Origin of the sequence: Enterobacter sp. AC1, assembly GCF_050434705.1 — a bacterium.
In the GTDB taxonomy this organism is placed as follows: Bacteria; Pseudomonadota; Gammaproteobacteria; order Enterobacterales; family Enterobacteriaceae; genus Enterobacter; species Enterobacter cloacae_L.
The window spans coordinates 1-25,374 of the sequence record NZ_JBNDIZ010000009.1 but is presented as its reverse complement, the minus strand read 5'-3'; the positions used below and the strand labels follow the sequence as shown (position 1 = coordinate 25,374).

23 protein-coding genes and 1 riboswitch are annotated in these 25,374 nt (G+C 55.2%); of the genes, 9 read left to right on the top strand and 14 right to left on the bottom strand.

The window, feature by feature from the left end; genetic code table 11:
- Positions 1–2: 2 nt before the first annotated feature.
- The 11 genes from mraY to leuO all read right to left on the bottom strand — a co-directional run bounded on the left by mraY (position 3) and on the right by leuO (position 12,771).
- Positions 3–1,085 carry a phospho-N-acetylmuramoyl-pentapeptide-transferase gene (mraY, locus tag M2433_RS20495; RefSeq protein ID WP_008501985.1) on the bottom strand — a complete coding sequence of 361 codons (1,083 nt, stop codon included), beginning with the start codon at positions 1,083–1,085 and terminating at the stop codon, positions 3–5.
- Complete coding sequence (murF, locus tag M2433_RS20490; protein ID WP_429057221.1) at positions 1,079–2,437, bottom strand: UDP-N-acetylmuramoyl-tripeptide--D-alanyl-D-alanine ligase; 1,359 nt, start codon at positions 2,435–2,437, stop codon at positions 1,079–1,081. The genes mraY and murF overlap by 7 nt, the downstream gene beginning before the upstream one ends.
- Positions 2,434–3,921 (bottom strand): UDP-N-acetylmuramoyl-L-alanyl-D-glutamate--2,6-diaminopimelate ligase, encoded by a 1,488-nt coding sequence (gene murE / locus M2433_RS20485; protein WP_429057219.1) that lies wholly within the window; start codon positions 3,919–3,921, stop codon positions 2,434–2,436. Before murE ends, murF begins: the two co-directional genes overlap by 4 nt.
- Positions 3,908–5,674, bottom strand: a complete 1,767-nt coding sequence (locus M2433_RS20480; RefSeq protein ID WP_047346345.1) for a peptidoglycan glycosyltransferase FtsI — start codon at positions 5,672–5,674, stop codon at positions 3,908–3,910. Before M2433_RS20480 ends, murE begins: the two co-directional genes overlap by 14 nt.
- Positions 5,675–5,689: 15 nt before the next feature.
- Positions 5,690–6,055: a cell division protein FtsL gene (gene ftsL, locus M2433_RS20475; RefSeq protein WP_008501989.1), complete on the bottom strand. Its 366-nt coding sequence runs from the start codon at positions 6,053–6,055 to the stop codon at positions 5,690–5,692.
- Positions 6,052–6,993, bottom strand: coding sequence for a 16S rRNA (cytosine(1402)-N(4))-methyltransferase RsmH (gene rsmH / locus M2433_RS20470; RefSeq protein WP_023310390.1), 942 nt, complete (start codon positions 6,991–6,993; stop codon positions 6,052–6,054). The genes ftsL and rsmH overlap by 4 nt, the downstream gene beginning before the upstream one ends.
- A 2-nt stretch (positions 6,994–6,995) precedes the next feature.
- Positions 6,996–7,454 carry a division/cell wall cluster transcriptional repressor MraZ gene (mraZ, locus tag M2433_RS20465; RefSeq protein WP_021240528.1) on the bottom strand — a complete coding sequence of 153 codons (459 nt, stop codon included), beginning with the start codon at positions 7,452–7,454 and terminating at the stop codon, positions 6,996–6,998.
- A 600-nt stretch (positions 7,455–8,054) separates the two neighbouring features.
- Positions 8,055–9,062 carry a catabolite repressor/activator gene (gene cra, locus M2433_RS20460; RefSeq protein ID WP_014168621.1) on the bottom strand — a complete coding sequence of 336 codons (1,008 nt, stop codon included), beginning with the start codon at positions 9,060–9,062 and terminating at the stop codon, positions 8,055–8,057.
- 180 nt (positions 9,063–9,242) lie between these two features.
- Complete coding sequence (gene ilvN, locus M2433_RS20455) at positions 9,243–9,734, bottom strand: acetolactate synthase small subunit (RefSeq protein WP_008501994.1); 492 nt, start codon at positions 9,732–9,734, stop codon at positions 9,243–9,245.
- A gap of 1 nt (position 9,735) precedes the next feature.
- On the bottom strand, positions 9,736–11,460 hold the full coding sequence (gene ilvI / locus M2433_RS20450) for an acetolactate synthase 3 large subunit (protein ID WP_429057212.1): 1,725 nt from the start codon (positions 11,458–11,460) through the stop codon (positions 9,736–9,738).
- Between the two features lie 366 nt (positions 11,461–11,826).
- The gene (gene leuO / locus M2433_RS20445) at positions 11,827–12,771 is read right to left on the bottom strand and encodes a transcriptional regulator LeuO (protein ID WP_429057389.1); all 945 of its coding nucleotides are present in this window, start codon (positions 12,769–12,771) and stop codon (positions 11,827–11,829) included.
- Between the two features lie 607 nt (positions 12,772–13,378).
- Here leuO and leuL point away from each other — a divergent pair.
- The 5 genes from leuL (at position 13,379) to leuD (ending at position 18,238) form a co-directional block, all read left to right on the top strand.
- Entirely contained in the window at positions 13,379–13,465 is an 87-nt protein-coding gene (leuL, locus tag M2433_RS20440; RefSeq protein WP_071530973.1) for a leu operon leader peptide, read from the top strand.
- Positions 13,466–13,556: 91 nt separating this feature from the next.
- Positions 13,557–15,128 (top strand): 2-isopropylmalate synthase, encoded by a 1,572-nt coding sequence (gene leuA / locus M2433_RS20435; protein WP_429057210.1) that lies wholly within the window; start codon positions 13,557–13,559, stop codon positions 15,126–15,128.
- A complete protein-coding gene (gene leuB, locus M2433_RS20430) occupies positions 15,128–16,219 on the top strand; it encodes a 3-isopropylmalate dehydrogenase (protein WP_025758003.1) in 1,092 nt (363 codons plus the stop codon). The genes leuA and leuB overlap by 1 nt, the downstream gene beginning before the upstream one ends.
- Before the next feature lie 2 nt (positions 16,220–16,221).
- Positions 16,222–17,622, top strand: coding sequence for a 3-isopropylmalate dehydratase large subunit (gene leuC / locus M2433_RS20425; protein ID WP_429057207.1), 1,401 nt, complete (start codon positions 16,222–16,224; stop codon positions 17,620–17,622).
- 10 nt (positions 17,623–17,632) lie between these two features.
- Positions 17,633–18,238: a 3-isopropylmalate dehydratase small subunit gene (gene leuD / locus M2433_RS20420; protein WP_429057204.1), complete on the top strand. Its 606-nt coding sequence runs from the start codon at positions 17,633–17,635 to the stop codon at positions 18,236–18,238.
- A 264-nt stretch (positions 18,239–18,502) separates the two neighbouring features.
- Here leuD and M2433_RS20415 read toward each other — a convergent pair whose 3' ends face one another.
- Together M2433_RS20415 and sgrT are read right to left on the bottom strand one after the other, a co-directional pair.
- Positions 18,503–19,681, bottom strand: a complete 1,179-nt coding sequence (locus M2433_RS20415; RefSeq protein WP_429057201.1) for a sugar efflux transporter — start codon at positions 19,679–19,681, stop codon at positions 18,503–18,505.
- A 120-nt stretch (positions 19,682–19,801) separates the two neighbouring features.
- The gene (gene sgrT / locus M2433_RS20410; protein WP_032672519.1) at positions 19,802–19,954 is read right to left on the bottom strand and encodes a glucose uptake inhibitor SgrT; all 153 of its coding nucleotides are present in this window, start codon (positions 19,952–19,954) and stop codon (positions 19,802–19,804) included.
- An 88-nt stretch (positions 19,955–20,042) separates the two neighbouring features.
- Between sgrT and sgrR the strand changes: the two genes are divergently transcribed.
- From sgrR to thiQ, 4 genes are all read left to right on the top strand, one after another.
- The gene (gene sgrR / locus M2433_RS20405) at positions 20,043–21,698 is read left to right on the top strand and encodes an HTH-type transcriptional regulator SgrR (protein WP_429057198.1); all 1,656 of its coding nucleotides are present in this window, start codon (positions 20,043–20,045) and stop codon (positions 21,696–21,698) included.
- A gap of 36 nt (positions 21,699–21,734) precedes the next feature.
- Positions 21,735–21,835, top strand: a riboswitch (TPP riboswitch).
- A 31-nt stretch (positions 21,836–21,866) separates the two neighbouring features.
- Entirely contained in the window at positions 21,867–22,850 is a 984-nt protein-coding gene (gene thiB, locus M2433_RS20400) for a thiamine ABC transporter substrate binding subunit (protein WP_429057195.1), read from the top strand.
- Positions 22,826–24,436, top strand: a complete 1,611-nt coding sequence (thiP, locus tag M2433_RS20395) for a thiamine/thiamine pyrophosphate ABC transporter permease ThiP (protein ID WP_429057192.1) — start codon at positions 22,826–22,828, stop codon at positions 24,434–24,436. The genes thiB and thiP overlap by 25 nt, the downstream gene beginning before the upstream one ends.
- Positions 24,420–25,121 (top strand): thiamine ABC transporter ATP-binding protein ThiQ, encoded by a 702-nt coding sequence (gene thiQ / locus M2433_RS20390; protein WP_429057189.1) that lies wholly within the window; start codon positions 24,420–24,422, stop codon positions 25,119–25,121. The genes thiP and thiQ overlap by 17 nt, the downstream gene beginning before the upstream one ends.
- 65 nt (positions 25,122–25,186) lie before the next feature.
- Here the strand turns inward: thiQ and M2433_RS20385 are convergent.
- Positions 25,187–25,374 (bottom strand): hypothetical protein (locus tag M2433_RS20385; protein ID WP_429057186.1); only part of this gene is annotated, 188 nt, incomplete at its 5' end.

Below are 25,374 nucleotides of genomic sequence, written 5' to 3'. Positions count from 1 at the left end.
GATTAACGTACCTTCAGCGTTGCCAGGCCAATCAGCACCAGCATCAGCGAAATAATCCAGAAGCGCACAATCACGCGCGGCTCCGGCCAGCCTTTCAGTTCATAGTGGTGGTGAATCGGCGCCATACGGAAGATGCGCTGACCGCGCAGCTTGAAGGAGCCGACCTGCAGAATCACCGACAGGGTTTCAACCACAAACACGCCGCCCATGATCACCAGCAGGAACTCCTGACGCAGCAGAACGGCAATGATGCCGAGCGCGCCGCCCAATGCCAGTGAACCGACGTCACCCATAAAGACCTGCGCCGGATAGGTGTTGAACCACAGGAAGCCCAGCCCCGCACCAACAATCGCCGTGCAGACGATCACCAGCTCACCCGCATGACGCAGGTAAGGAATGTGCAGGTAGTTAGCAAAGTTCATGTTACCTGTCGCCCATGCCACCAGAGCAAAACCAGCGGCCACAAAGACGGTTGGCATAATGGCCAGGCCATCCAGACCGTCAGTGAGGTTGACGGCGTTACCGGTACCGACGATCACAAAGTACGCCAGCAGGATGTAGAACAGCCCCAGCTGCGGCATTACGTCTTTAAAGAACGGCACGACCAGCTCGGTAGCTGGCGTGTCTTTGCCTGCCAGATACAGCGCAAAGGCCACGCCCAGCGCGATCACTGACATCCAGAAATACTTCCAGCGGGCAATCAGACCTTTGGTATCTTTGCGTACGACTTTGCGGTAATCATCAACAAAACCGATGATCCCGTACCCCACCAGTACCGTCAGGACACACCAGACGTACGGGTTGGAGGGGTATGCCCACAGCAGTACGGAAACGACGATCGCGGTCAGGATCATAATCCCGCCCATGGTCGGCGTGCCGCGTTTGCTGAAGTGCGATTCCGGACCGTCGTTACGCACAACCTGACCGAAAGAGAGTTTTTGCAGACGGGCAATCATGCGCGGGCCCATCCACAACGAGATGAACAGCGCAGTCAGCAGGCTGACGATGGCGCGAAACGTCAGATAGGAAAAGACGTTAAAGCCTGAATAATATTTGACCAAATGTTCGGCCAGCCAAACTAACATGTCCCGTTCTCCTGTAATGCGTGCACAACCTCTTCCATGGCGGCACTACGTGAACCTTTCACTAACACTGTCACAATTTGTTTTTCTGTAATTAATGCCTTAAGGCGCTCAATCAACGCGGCTTTATCGGCAAAATGTTCGCCAACGCTGCTCGCATGGCTAATCGCCTGGCTCAGTTTTCCTGCGCTCAGTACACAGTCCAGCCCCGCCGCTTTCGCCGCTTCACCCACCTGGGTGTGACAGGCTTCACTTTCGTCGCCCAGCTCTGCCATATCGCCGACCACCATGATGCGGTAGCCCGGCATTTCAGATAACACCTGCACCGCCGCCGTCATTGAGCCAACGTTCGCGTTGTAGGAGTCATCCAGCAGCAGTTTGTTTTCAGCAAGATGGATTGGGAACAGGCGCCCCGGCACGGCTTTCAGATTTGCCAGCCCGTTTTTAATCGCCTCATGCGACGCACCCACCGCCGTCGACAGCGCCGCCGCCGCAAGAGCGTTGGCAATGTTATGGCGGCCCGGAAGCGGTAAAAGCACGTCTACGTCACCTGTTGGGGTAGTAAGCGTGAATTCCGTACCCTGTGACGTCACATGGATATTGGTCGCGGTAAAATCACTGTTGGCCGCATTCGGCGAGAAGCGCCAGGTTTTACGCGAGCCAATGATGCTCTGCCAGTTCAGCCAGTCATTGTTGTCGGCATTCATAATGGCAATGCCGTCAGCGGGAAGACCCGTGTAAATCTCACCTTTCGCTTTTGCCACGCCGGCCAGCGAGCCAAACCCTTCCAGATGCGCAGCCGCCAGGTTATTCACCAGCGCCGCTTCCGGGCGAGTCAGGCTTACGGTCCAGGCAATTTCGCCCTGGTGGTTTGCCCCTAGCTCAATCACTGCGAATTCATGCTCTTTGGTCAGGCGAAGTAATGTCATCGGCACGCCGATATCATTATTGAGGTTGCCCGCGGTATAGAGCGTATTGCCGCACTGGCTGAGGATCGCCGCCGTCATCTCTTTCACGGACGTTTTGCCTGATGACCCGGTCAGGGCGACGACGCGAGTCGGCACCTGCTGACGAACCCAGGCAGCCAGCTCACCAAATGCAAGACGCGTATCTTTCACGACAATCTGCGGCAGGTCGGTGTCGAGCCTGCGGCTGACCAGCAGCGCACCGGCGCCATTTTCTTTGGCGTTTTCCGCAAAATCATGCGCGTCAAAACGCTCGCCTTTCAGCGCCACAAACAGACAACCCGCCGTCACTTTGCGGGTATCCGTCGTCACCGCATCAATGGTCAGATCCTGACCGTGCAGCTCACCCTGCAGGATTTCAGCGGCCTGGCTTAATGAGAGGCTAATCATGCCACGACTCCCAGCAGACGTGCTGCCGTTACGCGGTCCGAGTAGTCCAGACGGCGATTGCCAACAATCTGATAATCTTCATGTCCTTTACCCGCCAGCAGGACAACATCATTCTCCTGGGCCTGCATGATCGTGTTGGTCACGGCTTCCGCGCGGCCTTCCACCACGCGAGCACGGCCCGCGTCCAGCATGCCTGCCAGAATGTCATTGATGATGGCGCGGGGCTCTTCCGTACGCGGGTTGTCGTCGGTGACAACCGGGATATCGGCGAACTGTTCTGCAATGGCGCCCATCAATGGACGCTTGCCTTTGTCGCGATCGCCGCCGCAGCCAAACACGCACCAGAGTTTACCGGTGCAGTGCAGACGCGCCGCCTCAAGCGCTTTTTCCAGCGCATCCGGCGTGTGGGCGTAATCGACCACGACGGTCGGCTTGCCCGGTGCGCTGAACACTTCCATACGGCCACAAACCGGCTGCAAACGCGCGGCGGTTTTCAGCAGTTCAGCCATCGGATAACCCAGCGCCAGCAGCGTCGCCAGCGCCAGCAGCAGGTTACTGACGTTAAACGCGCCCATCAGGCGGCTTTCGATTTCGCCTTCTCCCCATGAAGAGTCAAAGCGAATCGTCGCCCCGCTGTCGTGATAGTTAACGTCAACGGCCTTCAGCCAGCGGCCATGGCAGTTCGGGTTAATTCGATCTTCCATCGACACCGCAACCGCGTCCGGCAGGTTTGCCAGCCAGCGGCGACCGACTTCGTCGTCGGCGTTGATAATGGCTTGTCCGTAATGGTGCGTGGAGTAGAGTAGCCATTTCGCGGCTTCGTAATGCTCCATATCACCATGATAATCAAGATGATCGCGGCTCAGGTTGGTAAACACAGAGGCGGCAAACTTCAGTGCCGCTACGCGATGCTGAACCAGACCGTGCGAAGAAACTTCCATCGCCGCAAAGGTTGCCCCCTGCCCTGCAAGACCAGCAAGCACGTGCTGCACGTCAACCGCAGAGCCGGTGGTGTTTTCCGTCGGGCTTACTTTACCCAGCAGGCCGTTACCCACGGTACCCATGACCGCGCCGGTTTCTCCCAGCAGCTGGGCCCATTGCGCCATCAGCTGCGTGGTGGTCGTTTTTCCGTTTGTCCCCGTCACGCCAACCAGACGCAGCTGGTCGGAGGGTTCGTGATAGAAACGTCCCGCCAGTGCTGAAAGACGCTCGTTTAACTGGCTGAGATAGATAACCGGCACGCCGTGCATTTCACGGATCTCACCGTCGGTTGCCTCATCTTTGGCCTCAGCAATAATGGCAGCAACACCTTGCGCAATCGCCTGCGGGATATAACGACGCCCGTCCGCCTGATGACCGACCACCGCCACAAAAAGATCGCCAGAAGCAGCCGCCCGGCTGTCCAGTACCATCTCTCGCAGTGCTCGCTCCGGTGCATTTGGCACCCACGGAGCGAGAAGGTCGCGCAAATTACGATCTGCCACCTGTACCCTCGCCTTGATTAATTACAAATTCACTTTTTTCGCCCGTCGCCAGCGCATCCGGTTCGATGTTCATGGTGCGCAGTACGCCGCCCATGATAGCCCCGAACACAGGCGCGGAGACGGCGCCGCCGTAGTATTTACCCGCCTGTGGATCGTTTATCACGACCACCAGCGCAAAACGCGGATTGCTTGCAGGCGCAACGCCTGCGGTATAGGCAATGTATTTGTTGATGTAGCGGCCGTCTGGCCCCACTTTTTTCGCTGTACCGGTTTTAATGGCAATGCGGTAGCCTTTGATTGCCGCCTTCACGCCGCCGCCGCCCGGCAGCGCCACGCTTTCCATCATATGTACCACGGTACGAACGGTGGATTCCGGGAAGATACGCTCGCCCGGAACCGGTGGATCAACTTTGGTGATAGACAGCGGGCGATAGACGCCATAGCTGCCAATCGTTGCGTAGACTCGCGCTAACTGTAACGGGGTTACCATTAGCCCATAGCCGAAAGAGAAGGTGGCCCTCTCTATGTCAGACCACCGTTGTTTTTGAGGATATAAGCCACTGCGTTCTCCGACCAACCCCAAATTGGTCGCCTTTCCAAGCCCAAAACGTGAGTAAGTCTCTACTAACGCTGAGGACGGCATCGCTAACGCCAGCTTTGAAACACCGACGTTACTCGACTTCTGTAACACCCCGGTCAGGGTCAATTCGCTGTAGCGCGCCACGTCTTTGATTTCGTGGCCGTTAATTCGGTAAGGAATGGTATTCAGTACGGTGTTTTCATTGACGATACCGCGCTGAAGTGCCGTCATGACCACCATCGGCTTCACGGTCGAACCCGGTTCGAACACGTCGGTGATGGTACGGTTACGCATAACATCCTTCTGCGTACCGGTAAGATTGTTAGGGTTGTAGGACGGGCTATTGGCCATCGCCAGCACTTCACCCGTGTTGACATCAACTAACACGGCACTGCCCGATTCCGCTTTGTTGAAGGCCACGGCATTGTTCAGTTCGCGGTATACCAGTGCCTGTAACCGCTCATCAATACTCAGTGCAAGGTTGTGTGCGGCCTGGCTGTCCGTTGAGGAAATATCTTCGATCACGCGACCATAGCGGTCTTTACGCACAATGCGCTCACCGGGCTGGCCGGTGAGCCATTTATCAAAGCTTTTTTCAACGCCCTCAATCCCCTGGCTATCGACGTTGGTAAAGCCAATGAGGTGAGCAGTCACTTCGCCGGATGGATAGTAACGACGTGATTCCTCACGCAGATGAATCCCCGGTAGCTTCAATTTTTTGATGTAGTCCGCCATGTCAGGATTCACCTGACGTGCCAGATAGATAAAACGCCCTCTCGGGTTCGTATTCACGCGTGAAGCCAGCTGGTCCAGCGGCATCTTCAGTGCATCCGCAAGCGCCTTCCACCGGTTATCAAGCGTAATGCCTCCGGCGTCGTGCAGCTCTTTCGGGTCAGCCCATATGGCTTTTACCGGCACACTCACCGCCAGCGGACGGCCAGAGCGGTCGGTGATCATCCCACGGGAGGTGGAGACCTCCTGGACACGCAGAGAGCGCATGTCACCCTGGCGGACCAGCATGTCAGGGGCGATGATTTGCAACCAGGCCACGCGTCCCAGCAGGAAACTCAGTGCCAGTAAAATGCAGCCGCAAAGCAACGCAAAACGCCAACTGATAAAGTTGGCCTGTTCTTCCTGACGTTTTGGTTTAAGCGTTTTTGCCGCTGCTTTCATGCGTCGCGATTTCCCTTATTTTTGTACTACGATATTTTCCTGGGAAGGATCAACATGCTGCAGTTGCAGCTTTTCCGTTGCGATCCGTTCAACCCGGCTGTGATCGCCGAGCGCGTTTTCTTCAAGGATCAGATTTCGCCATTCAATATCCAGCGCATCGCGTTCCAGTACCATCTGCTCGCGTTGCGCAGTCAATAAACGTGTATGGTGCGCCGTAGTCACCACCGTAACCGCCGTGACAATGATGCAAATGAACAGACAGAGTGGCAGTTTCCCAAACCGCAAAAGATCGTCGCCGATCACGCCAGGCAAGGCATGGCGCTCGTTGCTTCCTAACGAATCCTTAACTTTGCTTAGGGTCTCTGTCACTCTGCCGATCATGCGTTCGTCCTCTCTGCAACACGCAGCACTGAACTACGGGCGCGTGGATTCTCTGCCACTTCTTCTTCGCCCGGCATCAACTTGCCTAATGCTCGCAACTGACGGCCACCCAGCTTCCTGAGTTGTTCTTCCGTCATCGGCAGCCCCGCTGGCACCTGTGGACCGCGGCTTTGTTCACGCATAAAGCGTTTCACAATACGGTCCTCCAGCGAATGGAAGCTGATGATAGATAACCGCCCACCCGGGGCCAGCACGTCGAGCGAGCTTTTTAGCGCCAGCTCTATTTCCTCCAGTTCACTGTTTACCCAGATGCGAACCGCCTGGAAGGTACGGGTCGCGGGATGTTTGTGCTTATCCTTCACCGGCGTCGCCGCCGCGATCACCTCGGCCAACTCTTTGGTGCGGGTCATTGGCTCAATGCGGTTGCGCTCAACGATGGCGCGCGCAATACGTTTGCCAAAGCGCTCTTCGCCAAAGGTTTTGATTACCCATGCAATATCCGCTTCGTCTGCGGTCTGTAACCACTCGGCGGCTGACTGACCGCGCGTCGGGTCCATTCGCATATCCAACGGACCATCGCGCATAAAGGAAAAGCCGCGTTCAGCATCATCAAGCTGAGGTGAAGAGACGCCAAGATCGAGAAGAATCCCGTCGATCTTGCCCGTCAGGCCGCGCTCGGCAACATATTCCGCGAGCGCAGAGAAAGGTCCATGCACGATGGAAAAGCGTGGGTCATTGATGGTCTGCGCAACGGCAATCGCCTGCGGATCGCGATCGATTGCCAGCAGACGTCCTTCCTCTCCAAGCTGGGAGAGAATTAAACGCGAGTGACCACCGCGACCAAAAGTGCCATCAATGTAGATGCCATCCGGACGAATATTCAGGCCGTTAACGGCCTCGTCCAGTAACACCGTTTTGTGTTTATAATTTTCCATCATATTTATAGAGACAAGTCCTGCAGCCGTTCCGATAATGTCGCGGAATCAGACTGCTCAGCGTCGATATCTTCCTTGACCTGTTGATACCAGGTCGTTTCATCCCACAGTTCAAACTTGTTGAACTGCCCGACCAGCATCACTTCTTTGGTCAGACCGGCATGTTGCCGTAACACAGGCGCAATCAGTAATCGCCCTGCGTTATCCATCTGACATTCACTGGCATGTCCCAATAACAACCGCTGCACGCGGCGTTCCTGCGGGTTCATGCTCGACAGTCGCGACAGCTTTTGCTCAATAATTTCCCATTCAGGCAGGGGGTAAAGCAGCAGGCAGGGGGAGTTAATGTCAATGGTGCAAACCATTTGACCCGCAGCGTTCTCAATCAGCTGGTCGCGGTATCGGGTTGGTACCGATAAACGCCCTTTGCTGTCGAGATTGACTAACGTAGCTCCACGGAACATGCCAGTCTCACCCCTCCTCACCACTTTAACCCACAAATTCCCACCTAAAGGAGTTTACGGAGCGAGGGAAAAGCTTGTCAAGCCAGGACTCTCCCTGTAAGGACCCGGAAGCCCTCTATTTACAGAGATAAACAGTCCTGGCTAATAACTGCACAACTGGCGAGGCAAAATTAACGTTATGAATATTTGTAAGAAAAAAACCGAATATGCACACTAGCGTTAAAGCTCACTCAATTTCATCGCAGATAAATATAAAGTGTCAGTTTGCGACGCGGGCAGCATTTTATGACAGATTCTCAGGGGATAACAGCGCCAGATTCACTCAGACCCCCGGTAAGCGCGGCGGTTGCCGTGTTAGCTGGCAAAGCAGGAGGAAAAACGTCTGAATATTCATCGACCGGAGAGGGTTTGTAACAAAATAATACAAAAATAGCCGTTTAAAATTGCTCAGGCGTTCTTTAAAGAACAATTTAGAAGCCAAAACGAATTAAGAAATTAGGTGACTATGACCCCTCAAGAATTATCCTAATTTCTCTCCGGGAATTATTCATACGAATTATTGCGGCAAAACGGGGGCAGATTTCGCCGCCCCGGTCATTTTCATTTATGACGGCTTAAAATTCCGCGATGGTAAAGATTGCGTTTGATACGCGTCAGGCCCGGCTTCGGTTTACGGGGTTCATCCAAACTCGCCAGCACAATCTCCAGTACGCGTTCAGCCACGTCACGGTGACGCTGTGCTACCGCCAGTACCGGGCACTGGAGGAAGTCGAGAAGCTCGTTATCCCCGAAAGTGGCGATGGCCAGGTCGGAAGGGAGTTTACCTTCGCGGCGCAAGGTCACATCCATCACGCCCTGCAAAAGCGCAAACGAGGTGGTAAACAGTGCCTGAGGCATCGGGTGCGTTTCCAGCCATTTCTCGAACAGCTGCGCAGCGGCTTCTCGCTCGTAGCTGTTGGCATAGAGGTAGTGAACCTCGCGCGGATCGTCTTTCCAGGCAGTTCTGAAGCCCTGCTCACGCAGGAAGCTCACCGAAAGCTCAGGCAACGCGCCAAGATAAAGCACGGTTTCCGCCGGGAACGTTCTTAGCTCTGCGGCCAGCATTTCTGCGTCATCCTGATCGGCACCCACAACGCTTGTGAAATGCTCGCGGTCCAGCGCGCGATCCAGCGCAACGATCGGGAACGGGTCGTTCGCCCAGCGCTGGTAGAACGGATGCTCTGGCGGTAAGGAGGTCGACACGATAATGGCATCCACCTGACGCTGGAGCAGATGCTCAATGCAGCGCATCTCGTTATCCGGCTGATCTTCCGAGCAGGCAATCAGCAATTGATAGCCGCGCTGGCGCGCCTGACGTTCAAGATAGTTGGCGATACGGGTATAGCTGGTGTTTTCCAGGTCCGGGATCACCAGACCAATAGAGCGGGTGCGCCCGGCACGCAGGCCGGCTGCGACAGCATTCGGATGGTAGTTATGTTCACGAACCACCGCCATAACTTTTTCAACGGTCTTATCGCTGACACGGTACTGCTTTGCTTTACCGTTAATCACATAGCTGGCCGTTGTTCGTGACACGCCGGCTAGCCGGGCGATTTCATCCAGTTTCACAATTGCCCCTTAAAAAAAGAAAAGAGTCCATGGCCCTGTCAAGGTTATGGTTAAATCTTTTAACATCTAAACGCAGAAAAGCCTCCGCGGCAACCGCTTTTATCTGCGTTGTCGGCTGATTACGCAAAAAAAAAGCCCGGCTTTGGTAACCGGGCAGAAAGAGGCGAACCTTTTTGACAACTAACGCATAATTTTCTCGCCGCGTGAGAGACCCACTACACCCGATCTCGCCACCTCAACAATTTTTGCTACATCCCGCACGGACGCCAGGAAGGCATCCAGCTTGTCGCTTGTCCCGACCAGTTGAACCGTATAAAGAGAAGGCGTGACGTCGATAATCTGTCCGCGGAAAATATCCGCATTGCGTTTGACTTCTTCACGCCCGTAGCCACTGGCCTGAATTTTCACCAGCATGACCTCACGTTCAACGTAGGCCCCCTGCCCCAGTTCGCTCACGCGCAGCACGTCGACAAGCTTATGCAGCTGTTTCTCAATCTGCTCCAGCACTTTGGCGTCGCCGACGGTTTGGATCGTCATGCGCGACAGCGTTGGGTCTTCCGTCGGGGCGACTGTCAGGCTTTCAATGTTGTAGCCGCGCTGCGCAAAAAGCCCAATGACGCGCGACAGTGCGCCAGACTCGTTTTCCAGTAAAACAGATAATATCCGGCGCATATCAGGTTCTCTCCGTTTTGCTTAACCACATTTCATCCATACCACCACCACGAATATGCATCGGATAAACGTGTTCGGTTCCATCAACAATCACATCCATAAAGACGAGGCGTTTGTTTTTAACGTGCTCAAGCGCTTCTGCGAGCTTCGTTTCCAGCTCGGCCGGATCGGTCACCCGCATGCCAACATGGCCGTAAGCTTCAGCAAGACGAACAAAATCCGGCAGCGATTTCATATATGACTGTGAATGACGGCCAGAATAGATCATATCCTGCCACTGCTTCACCATACCGAGGTAGCCGTTATTCAGGTTCAGCACGAGAACGGGCAGTTCATACTGCAGCGCGGTAGAGAGCTCCTGAATGTTCATCTGGATACTGCCATCACCGGTTACGCAGACGACGGTTTCATTCGGCAGCGCCAGCTTCACGCCCAGCGCGGCGGGCAGACCAAAGCCCATCGTTCCTAAACCACCTGAGTTGATCCAGTGTCGCGGTTTATCAAACGGGTAATACAAAGCGGCAAACATCTGGTGCTGACCCACGTCTGAGCTCACATACGCTTCACCCTTCGTCAGTCGCCACACGGTTTCGATAACCGCCTGCGGCTTAATATTTTCGCTTTGCGTGTCATATTTCAGACACTGGCGCGCACGCCACTGTTCAATCTGCTGCCACCAGTCGCGGATCTCATCCAGCGGCTGGGTTGCACTCTCCTGGGCCAGCAGCTCCAGCATTTGCTCCAGAACCTGTCGGGCATCACCGACGATTGGCACATCCGCCGACACCGTTTTTGAAATGGATGTGGGATCGATATCAATGTGCAGCACGGTGGCGTTCGGGCAGTACTTCGCCAGGTTATTAGTGGTGCGATCGTCAAAACGCACGCCAACGGCAAAGATCACATCAGAATGGTGCATCGTCATGTTGGCTTCATAGGTACCGTGCATACCCAGCATACCCAGCGCCTGACGGTGGGTGGCGGGAAACGCCCCCAGCCCCATCAGCGACGACGCAACAGGAAGGTTCAGCTTTTCAATCAGTTCACGCAGCTGGACTTCACAGGCAGAATTGATCGCCCCGCCGCCAACATAGACGACCGGTTTTTTGGCTGCCAGAAGCGTTTGCAACGCACGCTTGATCTGACCTTTATGGCCCTGCGTGGTTGGGTTGTAAGAACGCATGCTCACCGACTCCGGCCAGACATAAGGCAGCTTGTTTGCCGGGTTCAGTATATCTTTGGGTAGATCGACCACCACCGGTCCCGGACGCCCGCTTGCCGCCAGCCAGAAGGCTTTTTTCAGCACGCCAGGGATGTCTTCGGTTTGCTTGACCAGGAAGCTGTGCTTCACAACGGGACGCGAAATCCCGACCATGTCGCATTCCTGAAACGCGTCGTAGCCAATCAGTGAGGTCGCCACCTGCCCGGAGAGGATCACCAGCGGGATAGAGTCCATATACGCCGTGGCAATGCCGGTAATGGCGTTTGTCGCGCCGGGACCAGACGTGACTAAGACTACGCCCACTTCACCCGTTGCACGCGCCAGGCCGTCAGCCATGTGTACCGCCGCCTGCTCGTGACGAACCAGAACATGGTCAATGCCCCCTACCGTATGAAGCGCATCATAAATATCAAGGACCGCACCGCCAGGGTAGCCGAACACTTGCTTCACGCCTTGATCGATCAGTGACCGAACGACCATTTCCGCGCCAGACAACATCTCCATGCTTTGCCTCCAGGCATTTTGTTATAGACGGACTGCCGAACTCATTTCCGCACCGTCTTACGAATCTTATATTTTGCAGAGTGTTCTTTACCTTAACTGCTCGTTATGAGGCAGGCAATTAGCAAACCCGGGGAGATAAACGGTGCGTAAAGCAGAAAAAGCAGCCGTTAACATAAGATATGGTTAATTCATCTGTGAATGGAGGATGGGATGATTAATCATCGCTGAAAAGCACGACAACGCAGAAAATCATCTATTTTTGCGCACCGGACAGCAGCCCTAAAAAAACACAACAGAATAAAATAGTAATCAACTAAAAAAACTCAGGATAAACCACATAAACCAATGCGGTTTATCCTGATGCGTTTACCGGCGACAGATGCCAACCAGCAGCTCTTCCATCCACTGGTGCCCTTTATCCCGGCCCGCCGCTTCATGCCAGGAAAGGAAGCAGGTACGGCTATTTAGCTTGAGCGGCAGCGGAAGAATTTGCAGATTTAAGGATTCTGAAAACTCTTCTGCTAGCCAGCGCGGCGCAATCGCCACCAGCTGCGTCTGGGAGACAACGTTTAATACGCTGACCATTGCCATTCCCTGATAAGCCACACACGCCTGTTTATCCGCAGTGTCATACCACGGCAGGCTAAAGGAAGCATATCTGTCGAGTGCAACAACGGCGTGCTGCTCATTATAAACATCGCTTTCTCGTAACGGAGAAGTCAGGCGCGGATGTTTTTTACTGGCGACCAAAACCATTTCATCTTTAAACAGCGGTACGCAGGAAAATTCAGGTCGACGGAACTCCTCATATCCCAGGACGAATTCGATCTCCTGATAGCGCAACTGATGTTCCGTGTTTTGATTGAGGGATGATTTAAAAACCAGATTAATATTTGGTGCGATCTCTTCAACTTTATTATAAATAATCGATGTTAAATAATTATCTAATGGGCTGCAGACACAGAGATGAAAGACTCGCTCGCTGCTTAAGGGTTCAAAACCCGACCCCGGCAGTTCATTTTGTACCAACTGCAGCGCCTGGCGGATTGAGCCGAATAACTGGAATGCACGCGCTGTGGGCTGGATCCCCCTCCCGTAACGAACGAACAGTTCATCGTTAAACATAACCTTAAGCCTGGCGACGGCATTACTGACGGCGGGTTGTGACATCCCCAACGTTTGTGCCGCGCGGGTAATATTCTGTTCCTGCATGACAGCATCAAACACCGTCAGAAGATTAAGGTCCACCGTGCGTAACTGTGGTTTAATCCCATCCGTAGTTTGAGGTTGTTTAATATTATTTTCTGGCACTTCAGACTCCACTGTCACGCTACACTCCCTTTGCCAACGTATTGTAACAATCTCGAAAAATATGATTTATCATGCAAATATGGCCAGCGAAAGAGAATTATTTAAAATTCGGAATATATAAAGACACTAAAAGAATGAAAAACAAAAACACGTAAATGATATGATTAACTTTAGGATTGAGATGAAACCATAAACCAAACAAATATACAATTACCCCTTGGTTAATGATGACTTAAGTATTATTAAACTGTTATAACTGGCGCTCTACAGTAAGTTAACAATCTGTTATCTCTGTTCATTTTTTAGAGAGCCCAAAATGATTCACTGAACTTACAACTTAATGATATTAAAACCCTTTAAGTATAAAGCATTCATGACAACGTACTTTACTCAATTTAAACGAATTATATTAATTTATTTCTGCAACCTTTTTTCCAGTCCAAAATTAGACTATTAGTCGGGTCGTAAAAGTAAAAACCAGCACAATTCGCTAAAGCAGACAGCCTGGGTGTTCAGCCTGCCGTGGCCGTTTTTATCCTCAGGGGTTGACATGAACGGCCGTATCCAGTACCACTAAAAGCATATTGAATTTAACGGAGCACGATTCATGATTCGCACCATTCGTTTCACCGGTCTACTACTACTAAACGCATCCACTGTGCGCGGTAGACTGGCGGGCGAAATTCAGCGTTGAATCGTCACCAGTAAGACTAAAAACCCGCGCCACTGCGCGGGTTTTTTTATGCTCGTAGCAAGGCGCCCTAAGACTGACAAGGACCTAACCCATGAGCCAGCAAGTCATTATTTTCGATACCACTTTACGTGACGGTGAACAGGCATTACAGGCAAGCCTGAGTGTGAAAGAGAAACTGCAGATCGCGCTGGCTCTTGAACGTATGGGTGTCGACGTGATGGAAGTCGGTTTCCCGGTTTCGTCTCCGGGTGATTTCGAATCCGTCCAGACTATCGCCCGCACCATCAAAAACAGCCGCGTGTGTGCCCTGGCACGCTGCGTAGAGAAAGACATCGACGTTGCGGCCGAGTCGCTGAAAGTGGCTGAAGCCTTCCGTATCCACACCTTTATTGCGACCTCGCCGATGCATATCGCAACCAAATTGCGCAGCACGCTGGATGAGGTTATCGAACGTGCGGTGTATATGGTCAAGCGCGCACGTAACTATACGGATGACGTTGAATTCTCCTGTGAAGATGCGGGCCGTACGCCAATCGAGGATTTGGCGCGCGTCGTCGAAGCCGCGATCAATGCGGGCGCAAAAACTATTAACATTCCGGACACCGTCGGCTACACCATGCCGTTTGAGTTCTCCAATATCATTACCGGCCTGTATGAGCGCGTACCGAATATTGATAAAGCGATTATCTCCGTTCATACCCATGACGATTTGGGCCTGGCCGTTGGCAATGCCATCGCCGCGGTACACGCTGGTGCACGTCAGGTAGAAGGCGCAATGAACGGTATCGGCGAACGCGCAGGTAACTGCTCGCTGGAAGAAGTGATCATGGCGATCAAAGTGCGCAAAGATATTATGGACGTGCACACCCGCATCAATCACAACGAAATCTGGCGCACCAGCCAGACCGTCAGCCAGATTTGCAACATGCCGATTCCGGCCAACAAAGCAATTGTTGGTACCGGTGCCTTCGCGCACTCCTCCGGTATTCACCAGGACGGCGTGCTGAAGAACCGCGAAAACTACGAAATCATGACCCCGGAATCCATCGGCCTGAACCAGGTGCAGCTGAACCTGACCTCCCGTTCCGGCCGTGCGGCGGTAAAACACCGTATGGAAGAGATGGGTTATCAGGACAGCGATTACAACATGGATCAGCTGTACGACGCATTCCTGAAGCTGGCCGACAAAAAAGGTCAGGTGTTCGACTATGACCTGGAAGCGCTGGCCTTTATTAATAAGCAGCAGGAAGAGCCAGAGCATTTCCGTCTGGATTATTTCAACGTGCAGTCCGGCTCCAGCAACATCGCCACCGCCTCGGTCAAATTGGCCTGCGGTGATGAAATTAAAGCAGAAGCCGCTAACGGTAACGGCCCTGTCGATGCCATCTACCAGGCGATCAACCGCGTCACCGAGTACGACGTTGAGCTGGTGAAATATGACCTGACGGCCAAGGGCCACGGTAAAGATGCACTGGGTCAGGTCGACATTGTTGTTACCCACAATGGCCGCCGTTTCCACGGCGTGGGTCTGGCGACCGATATCGTCGAATCCTCCGCAAAAGCGATGGTGCATGTTCTGAACAACATCTGGCGCGCCGCCGAAGTCGAAAAAGAGTTGCAACGCAAAGCTCAGAATAAAGAGAACAACAAGGAAACCGTGTAATGTCGAAGAATTACCATATTGCTGTGTTACCGGGCGACGGTATTGGTCCGGAAGTGATGGCACAGGCGCTGAAAGTACTGGAAGCCGTTCGCGCGCGTTTTGCGATGAAAATTACCACCAGCCACTACGATGTGGGCGGTATTGCGATTGATAACCACGGTACGCCACTGCCGAAAGCGACCGTGGAAGGCTGCGAAAATGCCGATGCCGTGCTGTTTGGTTCCGTCGGTGGCCCGAAATGGGAACACCTGCCGCCTGCAGAGCAGCCAGAGCGCGGCGCGCTGCTGCCGCTGCGTAAACATTTCAAGCTGTTCAGCAACCTGCGTCCGGCGAAGCTGTATCAGGGTCTGGAAGAATTCTGCCCGCTGCGCGCGGATATCGCCGCCAACGGTTTCGACATTCTGTGCGTGCGTGAACTGACCGGCGGGATCTATTTCGGTCAGCCAAAGGGACGCGAAGGCAGCGGCCAGCATGAAAAAGCGTTCGACACCGAGGTGTATCACCGCTTCGAAATTGAACGTATCGCCCATATCGCGTTTGAGTCTGCGCGCAAACGCCGCCATAAAGTGACCTCCATTGATAAAGCGAACGTGCTGCAGTCTTCCATTTTGTGGCGCGAAATCGTCAGTGAAGTCGCGAAGCAGTATCCGGACGTTGAGCTGTCGCACATGTACATCGACAACGCGACGATGCAGCTGATCAAGGATCCGTCGCAGTTTGACGTCCTGCTGTGCTCGAACCTGTTCGGCGATATTCTCTCGGACGAATGCGCAATGATTACCGGCTCCATGGGCATGCTGCCTTCTGCAAGCCTGAACGAAGAGGGCTTTGGCCTGTACGAGCCGGCAGGCGGCTCCGCGCCGGATATCGCAGGTAAAAACATTGCTAACCCGATTGCGCAGATCCTCTCTCTGGCCCTGCTGCTGCGCTACAGCCTGGATGCAGGTGATGCAGCAACCGCAATTGAGAACGCCATTAACCGGGCGTTAGAAGAAGGCGTCCGTACCGGTGATTTAGCACGCGGCACGGCGGCAGTCAGTACTGATGAAATGGGCGACATTATTGCCCGCTATGTCGCGCAAGGGGTGTAATCATGGCCAAGACCTTATATGAAAAATTGTTTGATGCGCACGTTGTTTACGAGGCACCAAACGAAACCCCTCTGCTGTATATCGACAGACATCTGGTACACGAGGTGACCTCTCCTCAGGCGTTTGACGGCCTGCGCGCGCACAAGCGTCCGGTTCGTCAGCCGGGCAAAACCTTCGCAACGATGGATCACAACGTTTCCACCCAGACCAAAGACATTAACGCGTCCGGTGAGATGGCGCGTATCCAGATGCAGGAGCTGATTAAGAACTGCAACGAGTTTGGCGTTGAGCTGTACGATCTGAATCACCCTTATCAGGGTATCGTCCACGTAATGGGGCCGGAGCAAGGGATTACCCTGCCGGGCATGACCATCGTCTGCGGTGACTCCCACACCGCGACGCACGGCGCGTTTGGCGCCCTGGCGTTCGGGATTGGTACCTCTGAAGTTGAACACGTGCTGGCAACGCAGACTCTGAAACAGGGTCGCGCCAAAACCATGAAGATTGAAGTGAAGGGAAAAGCCGCGCCGGGCATCACCGCAAAAGACATCGTGCTGGCGATCATTGGCAAAACCGGCAGCGCAGGCGGTACCGGCCACGTGGTGGAATTCTGCGGCGAGGCCATCCAGGCGCTGAGCATGGAAGGCCGTATGACCCTCTGCAATATGGCCATTGAGATGGGCGCAAAAGCCGGTCTGGTCGCGCCAGACGACACCACCTTCAGCTATGTGAAGGGCCGTCTGCACGCGCCGAAAGGTCAGGATTTTGACGCTGCTGTCGCGTACTGGAAAACTCTGAAAACCGACGACGGTGCCAGCTTCGATACCGTGGTTACCCTGCAGGCAGAAGAGATTGCCCCGCAGGTGACCTGGGGCACCAACCCGGGCCAGGTGATTTCCGTCAACGACAGCATCCCTGACCCGGCGTCCTTCGCCGATCCGGTCGAACGCGCCAGTGCGGAAAAAGCGCTGGCCTATATGGGGCTGAAACCTGGCGTTCCGTTGACCGACGTCACCATTGATAAAGTCTTCATCGGCTCATGCACCAACTCCCGTATCGAAGACTTGCGCGCCGCCGCTGAAATTGCAAAAGGCCGTAAAGTGGCACCGGGCGTGCAGGCTCTGGTTGTTCCAGGCTCCGGTCCGGTGAAAGCCCAGGCGGAAGCCGAAGGTTTGGATAAGATCTTTATCGACGCGGGCTTCGAATGGCGCCTGCCAGGCTGCTCCATGTGCCTGGCCATGAATAACGATCGCCTGAATCCGGGCGAGCGCTGCGCCTCCACCAGTAACCGTAACTTTGAAGGCCGTCAGGGCCGCGGTGGGCGCACCCATCTGGTCAGCCCGGCAATGGCCGCCGCTGCGGCAGTCACCGGCCATTTCGCCGATATTCGCAGCCTGAAATAAGGAGACAATCATGGCAGAGAAATTTACCCAACATACGGGCCTGGTTGTCCCCCTGGACGCCGCTAACGTCGATACTGATGCAATCATTCCTAAGCAGTTTTTGCAGAAAGTCACGCGTACCGGTTTTGGTGCACATCTGTTTAACGACTGGCGTTTCCTGGATGACAAAGGTGAAGTGCCTAATCCGGAGTTCGTTCTGAACTTCCCGGAATACAAAGGCGCATCCATTTTGCTGGCGCGGGAAAACTTTGGCTGCGGTTCATCCCGTGAACACGCGCCGTGGGCCCTGACCGACTACGGTTTTAAAGTGGTTATCGCACCGAGCTTCGCCGATATCTTTTACGGCAACAGCTTCAACAACCAGCTTCTGCCCGTCACGCTGAGCGACGAACAGGTTGATGAGCTGTTCGCCCTGGTGCAGGCGAATCCGGGTATTTTGTTTGAAGTGGATCTGGAAGCAGAAGTGGTGAAGGGCGGAGATAAGACCTACAGCTTCAGCATTGATGCGTTCCGTCGTCACTGCATGCTGAACGGTCTGGACAGTATTGGCCTGACGCTCCAGCACGAAGACGCCATCTCAGCGTACGAGAAAAAACAGCCTGCGTTTATGAGCTAAAGGCAATGGCCCGCAAAAAGCGGGCCATTGATTTGACTACGTTTTGGCATTCCAGCCTCCTTATTGCTTTTCGGCAATGAAGAGACTAACCTCGCAATGTGGGTTGTGAAGTTGGTCTCCCCATCAGTTTTGATGTGGGACTCTCCACTGTTTGCCTCTTGCGAAAGCCTGAGGCAAACAGCCTCAAGCACCCGCCACGCACTCTATTCCCCTTCTTCGTACCTGTCAGAAAGTCGTTCCATTTCGTGAAGCCGTCTTCCAGAATCAAACGTCTTTGACCCGGCAGGTCAGCCCAAGCGTAACCACCGAAATCGCCGTAATCATCCAGTAAACCGAGGCATGGCCATAGCTTTGCGCCAGCGCCCCCTGAATCACCCCCGCCAGAATTACCCCCGTCGAAATACTGTTGGTAAAAAGTGTGGTCGCCGAGCCGGCGCGGCCTGGCATGAGGTCCTGGAACCAAAGCATGCCGATCCCGGCGACAATGCCAATAAACACGGCGTTGAACAGCTGCAGCACCAGCAGCGCTTCGCGCGAATGGAAAAAGATCAGCCCCGCGTAAAACAGCACCCCAGCCGCCACCGCGACGATCATCATCCGACGCTTTCCGAAACGCTTAACGTAATAACCCGCCAGGATCATCGCCGGGATCTCCAGCCCGGCCGCGGTACCCATTAAGATCCCGGCGAGCTTGTCCGGTAAGCCCAGTGAGCTGCTGATCCACAGCGGCATGTCGATGATGTACATGGTGTTGCAGGTCCACATCAGCGTGGAGGCAATAAACAGCATGCGGACGTTTTTGTCCTGCCAGCCGCTCACCTGAGTCATCGGTTTATCCGTCGTTTGCTCGACCCGGGCCACGGACGGCAGCGCAAAAGCAATCAGCGCCAGGCTGATGACAAAAATCCCTGCCGCAATGGAAAACATGGCGGTAAAGCCATAGTTCAGCGCCAGCATGAAGGCCAGCGGCGGGCCGATGACCCACGCCAGCGAGAGCTGGGCACGCATCACCGAGCTAAACATCACCACTTCCCGCGCCGAGTTATCCGCATATTCACGCGCCAGGGCGAAAAGCTGCGGCATGGCGGTATTCGCCAGCGACGCCAGCAGCACGCCACAGGTAATGAGCGTCAGGTAATCACGATTGAACGCAAAGAGCAGCGCGTTGCCTACGGCCATGGCGCAGCAAAAGAGGATCAGCTTGCGGCGATCGCCCTGGCTGTCCGATCGTTTCGCCAGCGCGAGGCTAACGAGGATCCCGGCAATGGCGTTGACGGTATAAAACAGCCCCACCCAAAACGGCTGCGCGCCCACCTCGCGGCTGAGGAACAGGCTCAGCGTCGGCGCCTGTAGCGCCCCCGCCACGCCCATCATAAAGGCCACCAGCATAAAAGCGGCATAGACGCCGTTCAGGCGTCGCCCCATCGTCATCAACCAGAGCATGCGCAAGTCCTTGTGAAAGCGAATCGAAACCGGGTGAAAGAATAAACGAAAAAAGCCAGCAAAAACATTTTGCTGGCGGGTGATTAGCACCAATACTCAGTCACACATGATCGAGGCGAGTTAGCGAGAAGAGGTCGGTTTCGTAACGTCCCACTGCATCAGGTCTTCCAGAATTTTCAGCCGTTGCTCTGCACACTGGCGGGCCAGCCAGGACGTTCCTTTTGTCGCTGAAAAATAGTGCTGATAAAACTGACGTGCGGTAGACCTCTTCATAATTTACCTCCTCACTTCATCGGTAAGGATTATTGGCTTAATATAGGGATTAATAAATTGCTGATTTTTTGTCAGGAGTTCCCCTTTTATGCCTTCCGGTCGACTGCAACAACAATTCATCCGCCTCTGGCAGTGCTGTGAGGGGCAATCGCAGGAGACCACGCTGAACGAGCTGGCCGACCTGCTTAGCTGTTCCCGCCGCCATATGCGCACGCTGCTCAATACCATGCAGCAGCAGGGCTGGTTAAGCTGGGAAGCGGAGGCGGGACGCGGCAAACGCTCGCGCCTGACCTTCCTCTATACCGGATTGGCGCTGCAGCAGCAGCGCGCCGAAGACCTGCTGGAGCAGGACCGAATTGACCAGCTGGTACAGCTGGTGGGCGACAAAGCCGCCGTGCGCCAGATGCTGGTTTCGCACCTCGGACGCAGTTTCCGCCAGGGCCGCCACATCCTGCGGGTCCTCTACTATCGGCCGATGAAAAATCTGTTGCCCGGCACGGCCTTACGCCGCTCAGAAACCCATATGGCCCGGCAAATTTTCAGCGGGCTGACGCGGATAAATGAGGAAAATGGGGAACTGGAAGCGGATATCGCGCACCACTGGCAGCAGCTTTCTCCTCTTCACTGGCGATTCTTTTTACGCCCCGGCATCCACTTTCACCACGGCCGCGAGCTGGAGATGCGCGACGTCATCGCCTCTCTGGAACGCGTCCGCAAGCTGCCGCTCTACTCGCATATTTCGCGCGTTCACTCCCCAACGGCGTGGACGCTGGATATTGAACTGTCCCAGCAGGACAAGTGGCTTCCCTGGCTACTGGGCTATGTGCCGTCAATGATTTTGCCCGGCGAGTGGGAGTCGATGAACAATTTTGCCAGCCAGCCGGTTGGCACCGGCCCCTATTCGGTCTCCCGCAATAATAATAACCAGCTGAAAATCCGCGCGTTCGATGACTATTTTGGCTATCGGGCGCTGATCGACGAAGTAAACGTGTGGGTATTGCCGGATCTGAATGAAGAGCTGAGCGCCGGCCTGACGCTGGAAGGCCCAACCACGGGAGAAAAAGCCGTGGAGAGTCGCCTGGAGGAGGGATGCTATTATCTGCTGTTTGATGGCCGAACCCATCGCGGGGCAAACCATGAGGTACGTAAGTGGATCAGCCACGTGTTATCCCCCTCCAATTTGATCTACCACGCGGAAGAGCAGTACCAGACCTACTGGTTCCCGGCGTACGGCCTGCTTCCGCGCTGGCACCACGCCCGCCCGGCGCACTGCGATAAACCCGCAGGCCTGGAATCCATCACCCTGACCTACTACCGCGAACACGTGGAGCATCGTTTTATCGCCAGGATCATGACCAGACTGCTGGCAGCAGAAGGTGTCAGGCTGGACATCAGGGAAGTGAACTATGACGAATGGCACCAGGGGGAACTTACCAGCGATATCTGGCTGAACAGCGCCAACTTCACCCTGCCGCTCGATTTTTCATTATTCTCACACCTGTATGAGGTCCCGCTGATCCAGCACTGCATCCACCGCGACTGGCAGCAGGATGCAGCCCTGTGGCGTGCAGGCGAAATGAATCTTGCCGTATGGTGCCAGCAGCTGCTGTCTGAACAGGCGATCGTCCCCTTGATCCACCACTGGCTGATGATCCAGGGACAGCGCAGCATGCGCGGTTTGCGGATGAACACCCTGGGCTGGTTTGATTTCAAATCGGCCTGGTTTGCGCCGCCGGAACCATAACGCTTTCGTAATATTCACCAAATCATTACAATAGCGCCGTTCTCAACGGGGTGCTGCATCACAGATGTGCGCTGAGATAATACCCGTCGAACCTGATCCGGATAACGCCGGCGAAGGGATTTGAGGCTGTCGCTCAAAATCCTTTGCCACTCAACTTTGAGGTGCAAAGTGTTAAAAAAAGCTCTTCCCCTGCTGGCGCTGTTTGCGCTGCCTGCTTTTGCTAAGCCCGTTCTGACGGTCTACACCTACGACTCTTTTTCTGCCGACTGGGGCCCTGGCCCGGTCGTCAAAAAAGCCTTTGAAGCTGACTGTAACTGCGAACTGAAGTTTGTGGCGCTGGAAGATGGCGTCTCGCTGCTCAACCGTCTGCGCATGGAAGGTAAAAACAGTAAAGCCGACGTGGTGCTCGGGCTGGATAACAATCTGCTGGACGCTGCCTCACAAACCAAACTGTTTGCCAAAAGCGGCGTAGCGGCAGATGCCGTTAACGTACCTGGCGGCTGGAAAAACGACACCTTTGTGCCGTTCGACTACGGCTACTTTGCTTTTGTTTACGACAAAAACAAGCTGAAAAACCCGCCGAAAAGCCTGAAAGAGCTGGTAGAAAGCGACCAGAAATGGCGCGTCATTTATGAGGACCCGCGCACCAGTACGCCGGGTCTGGGCCTGCTGCTGTGGATGCAAAAGGTCTACGGCGATAAAGCGCCGGAAGCGTGGCAAAAACTGGCCGCCAAAACCGTCACCGTGACCAAAGGCTGGAGCGAAGCCTATGGCCTGTTCCTGAAAGGCGAAAGCGACCTGGTGTTGAGCTACACCACCTCTCCGGCCTATCACATTATCGCCGAGAAGAAAGACAACTACGCGGCTGCTGATTTTGCTGAAGGGCATTATCTGCAGGTGGAAGTGGCCGCGCGCACCGTCGCCAGCAAACAGCCGGAACTCGCAGAAAAGTTCCTGAAATTTATGGTTTCGCCCGCGTTCCAGAACGCCATCCCGGCAGGTAACTGGATGTATCCCGTCACGAACGTTGCGCTGCCGGCAGGTTTCGAGCAGCTGACCAAACCAAAAACCTCGCTGGAATTTACGCCGCAGCAGGTCGCCGCGCAGCGTGCAGCATGGGTAAGTGAATGGCAACGCGCCGTCAGCCGCTGATTCCCGGCTGGTTACTGCCCGGGCTGCTCGCCGCCGTAGTGATGGTGGCGGTCAGCCTGGGGGCCTTTCTTGCGTTGTGGTTTAACGCACCGGAGAGCGACCTTCTCGCCCTCTGGCACGACAGCTACCTCTGGCACGTGATCCGGTTCTCCTTCTGGCAGGCGTTTCTTTCTGCCCTGCTGTCGGTGATCCCGGCTATTTTTCTTGCGCGCGCGCTCTATCGCAGGCGTTTCCCCGGCAGGCAGGCGCTGCTGCGCCTGTGCGCCATGACGCTGATCCTGCCCGTGCTGGTGGCGGTATTTGGCATTCTGAGCGTTTACGGTCGCCAGGGCTGGCTGGCTTACCTGTGGAGTCAGCTTGGTCTTGAATGGACATTCTCCCCCTACGGGCTGAAGGGCATTCTGCTGGCGCACGTGTTTTTCAATATGCCGATGGCGACGCGACTCTTTTTGCAGGCGCTGGAGAACATTCCCGGCGAACAGCGTCAGATTGCCGCCCAGCTTGGCATGCGCGGCGCGTCATTCTTCCGCTTTGTCGAATGGCCGTGGCTGCGCCGCCAGCTTCCCCCCGTGGCGGCATTAATCTTTATGCTCTGCTTTGCCAGCTTTGCCACCGTGCTTTCGCTCGGCGGCGGACCGCAGGCGACGACCATTGAGCTGGCGATTTACCAGGCGCTGAGTTACGACTACGATCCCGGGCGCGCCGCGCTGCTGGCGATGGTGCAGATGGGATGCTGTCTTGCACTGGTGCTGCTGAGCCAGCGGCTGAGTAAAGCCATTCCCACTGGCAGCAATCAAATAACCGGCTGGCGCGATCCGCAGGACAGCCTGCACAGCCGCATCACCGATTTTGCCCTGATCGCACTGGCGCTCCTGCTGCTGCTGCCGCCACTAATGGCCGTTATCGTTGACGGTCTTAATCTCAATCTCCTGTCCGTCCTGCAACAGCCTATCCTCTGGCAGGCCACCGGAACCTCACTTCGTATTGCACTGGCCGCAGGGCTGCTGTGCGTCACGCTGACCATGATGCTGCTGTGGAGCAGCCGCGAACTGCATGCCCGACAGGCGCCAAAAGCCGGGCACGCGCTGGAGCTGACAGGCATGCTGATTCTGGCCATGCCGGGGATCGTGCTGGCGACGGGCTTTTTCCTGCTGTTCAACAGCACCATCGGCCTGCCGGAAAGCGCCGACGGTATTGTGATTTTCACCAACGCCCTGATGGCCATTCCTTACGCGCTCAAGGTGCTGGAAAATCCGATGCGCGACGTCAACGGCCGCTACAGTTTGCTCTGTCAGTCGCTGGGGATGAAGGGCTGGCAACGGCTGAAGGTGGTCGAACTGCGCGCGCTAAAACGTCCGCTGGCGCAGGCGCTGGCGTTTGCCTGCGTGCTCTCAATGGGTGATTTTGGGGTCGTGGCGCTTTTCGGAAATGACAATTTCCGCACGCTGCCCTACTGGCTGTATCAGCAAATCGGCTCCTACCGCAGCCAGGACGGCGCGGTGACCGCGCTTTTGCTGCTACTGCTGTGCTTTGCCTTATTTACCGTTATCGAAAAACTTCCGGGGCGTGATGTTAAAACTGACTGATGTAACCTGGCTTTATCAGCATCTGCCGATGCGCTTCACGCTCTCCGTGCGTCAGGGAGAGATGATTGCCGTGCTTGGCCCAAGCGGTGCGGGAAAAAGCACGCTGCTCAATTTGGTGGCGGGATTTCTGCAGCCGGCAAGCGGATCGATAGTCATTGAAAACCGGGACCATACCCATACGCCGCCCGCAAAACGCCCGGTATCCATGCTGTTTCAGGAAAACAACCTGTTTACCCACCTGACGGTGCGGCAGAACATCGCGCTGGGGATGGATCCGGGGCTCAAGCTTAACGATGCCCAGCGTCAGAAGCTGGCGATCATTGCCGCGCAGATGGGGATAGACGGGCTTATCGACAGGCTGCCGGGCGAGCTTTCCGGCGGCCAGCGTCAGCGCGTGGCGCTGGCGCGTTGTCTGGTACGCGAGCAGCCGATCCTGCTGCTGGATGAACCGTTCTCAGCGCTCGATCCCGCTCTGCGCCAGGAGATGCTGGCGCTGGTGCAGGACGTCTGTCAGCGCCAGCAGCTCACGATGCTGATGGTTTCGCACAGTATTGAGGATGCCGCGCGGATTGCACCGAGATCGGTGGTTATTGCCGAAGGGCGAATTGCGTGGGATGGAAAAACAGAAGAGCTGCTAAGTGGTAAAGCGGGGGCGTCTTCACTGTTGGGCATTCCTGCGGCCTGATGCCCTCTCCCTGTGGGCTGAGGGATCCCCAGTAATTTTTTTAACCGGAAGCGGTGAACGTTGCTTCAGGAAAATGAATGGCTTACAGCGATGCCCTGGTCCGGCTGTAAATCGCCGAGGCGTTTCCGTAAGGCCGGGGCGAGGCGCAGGGACGCGCCGAGAGGGCGTGGCCTGCAGGGATGCAGGCTCATGCCCGACCCGATAGCCTGAAGGAATAAGCTGAGGGTACCGCGAAGCGGCGATTTACCGCCGG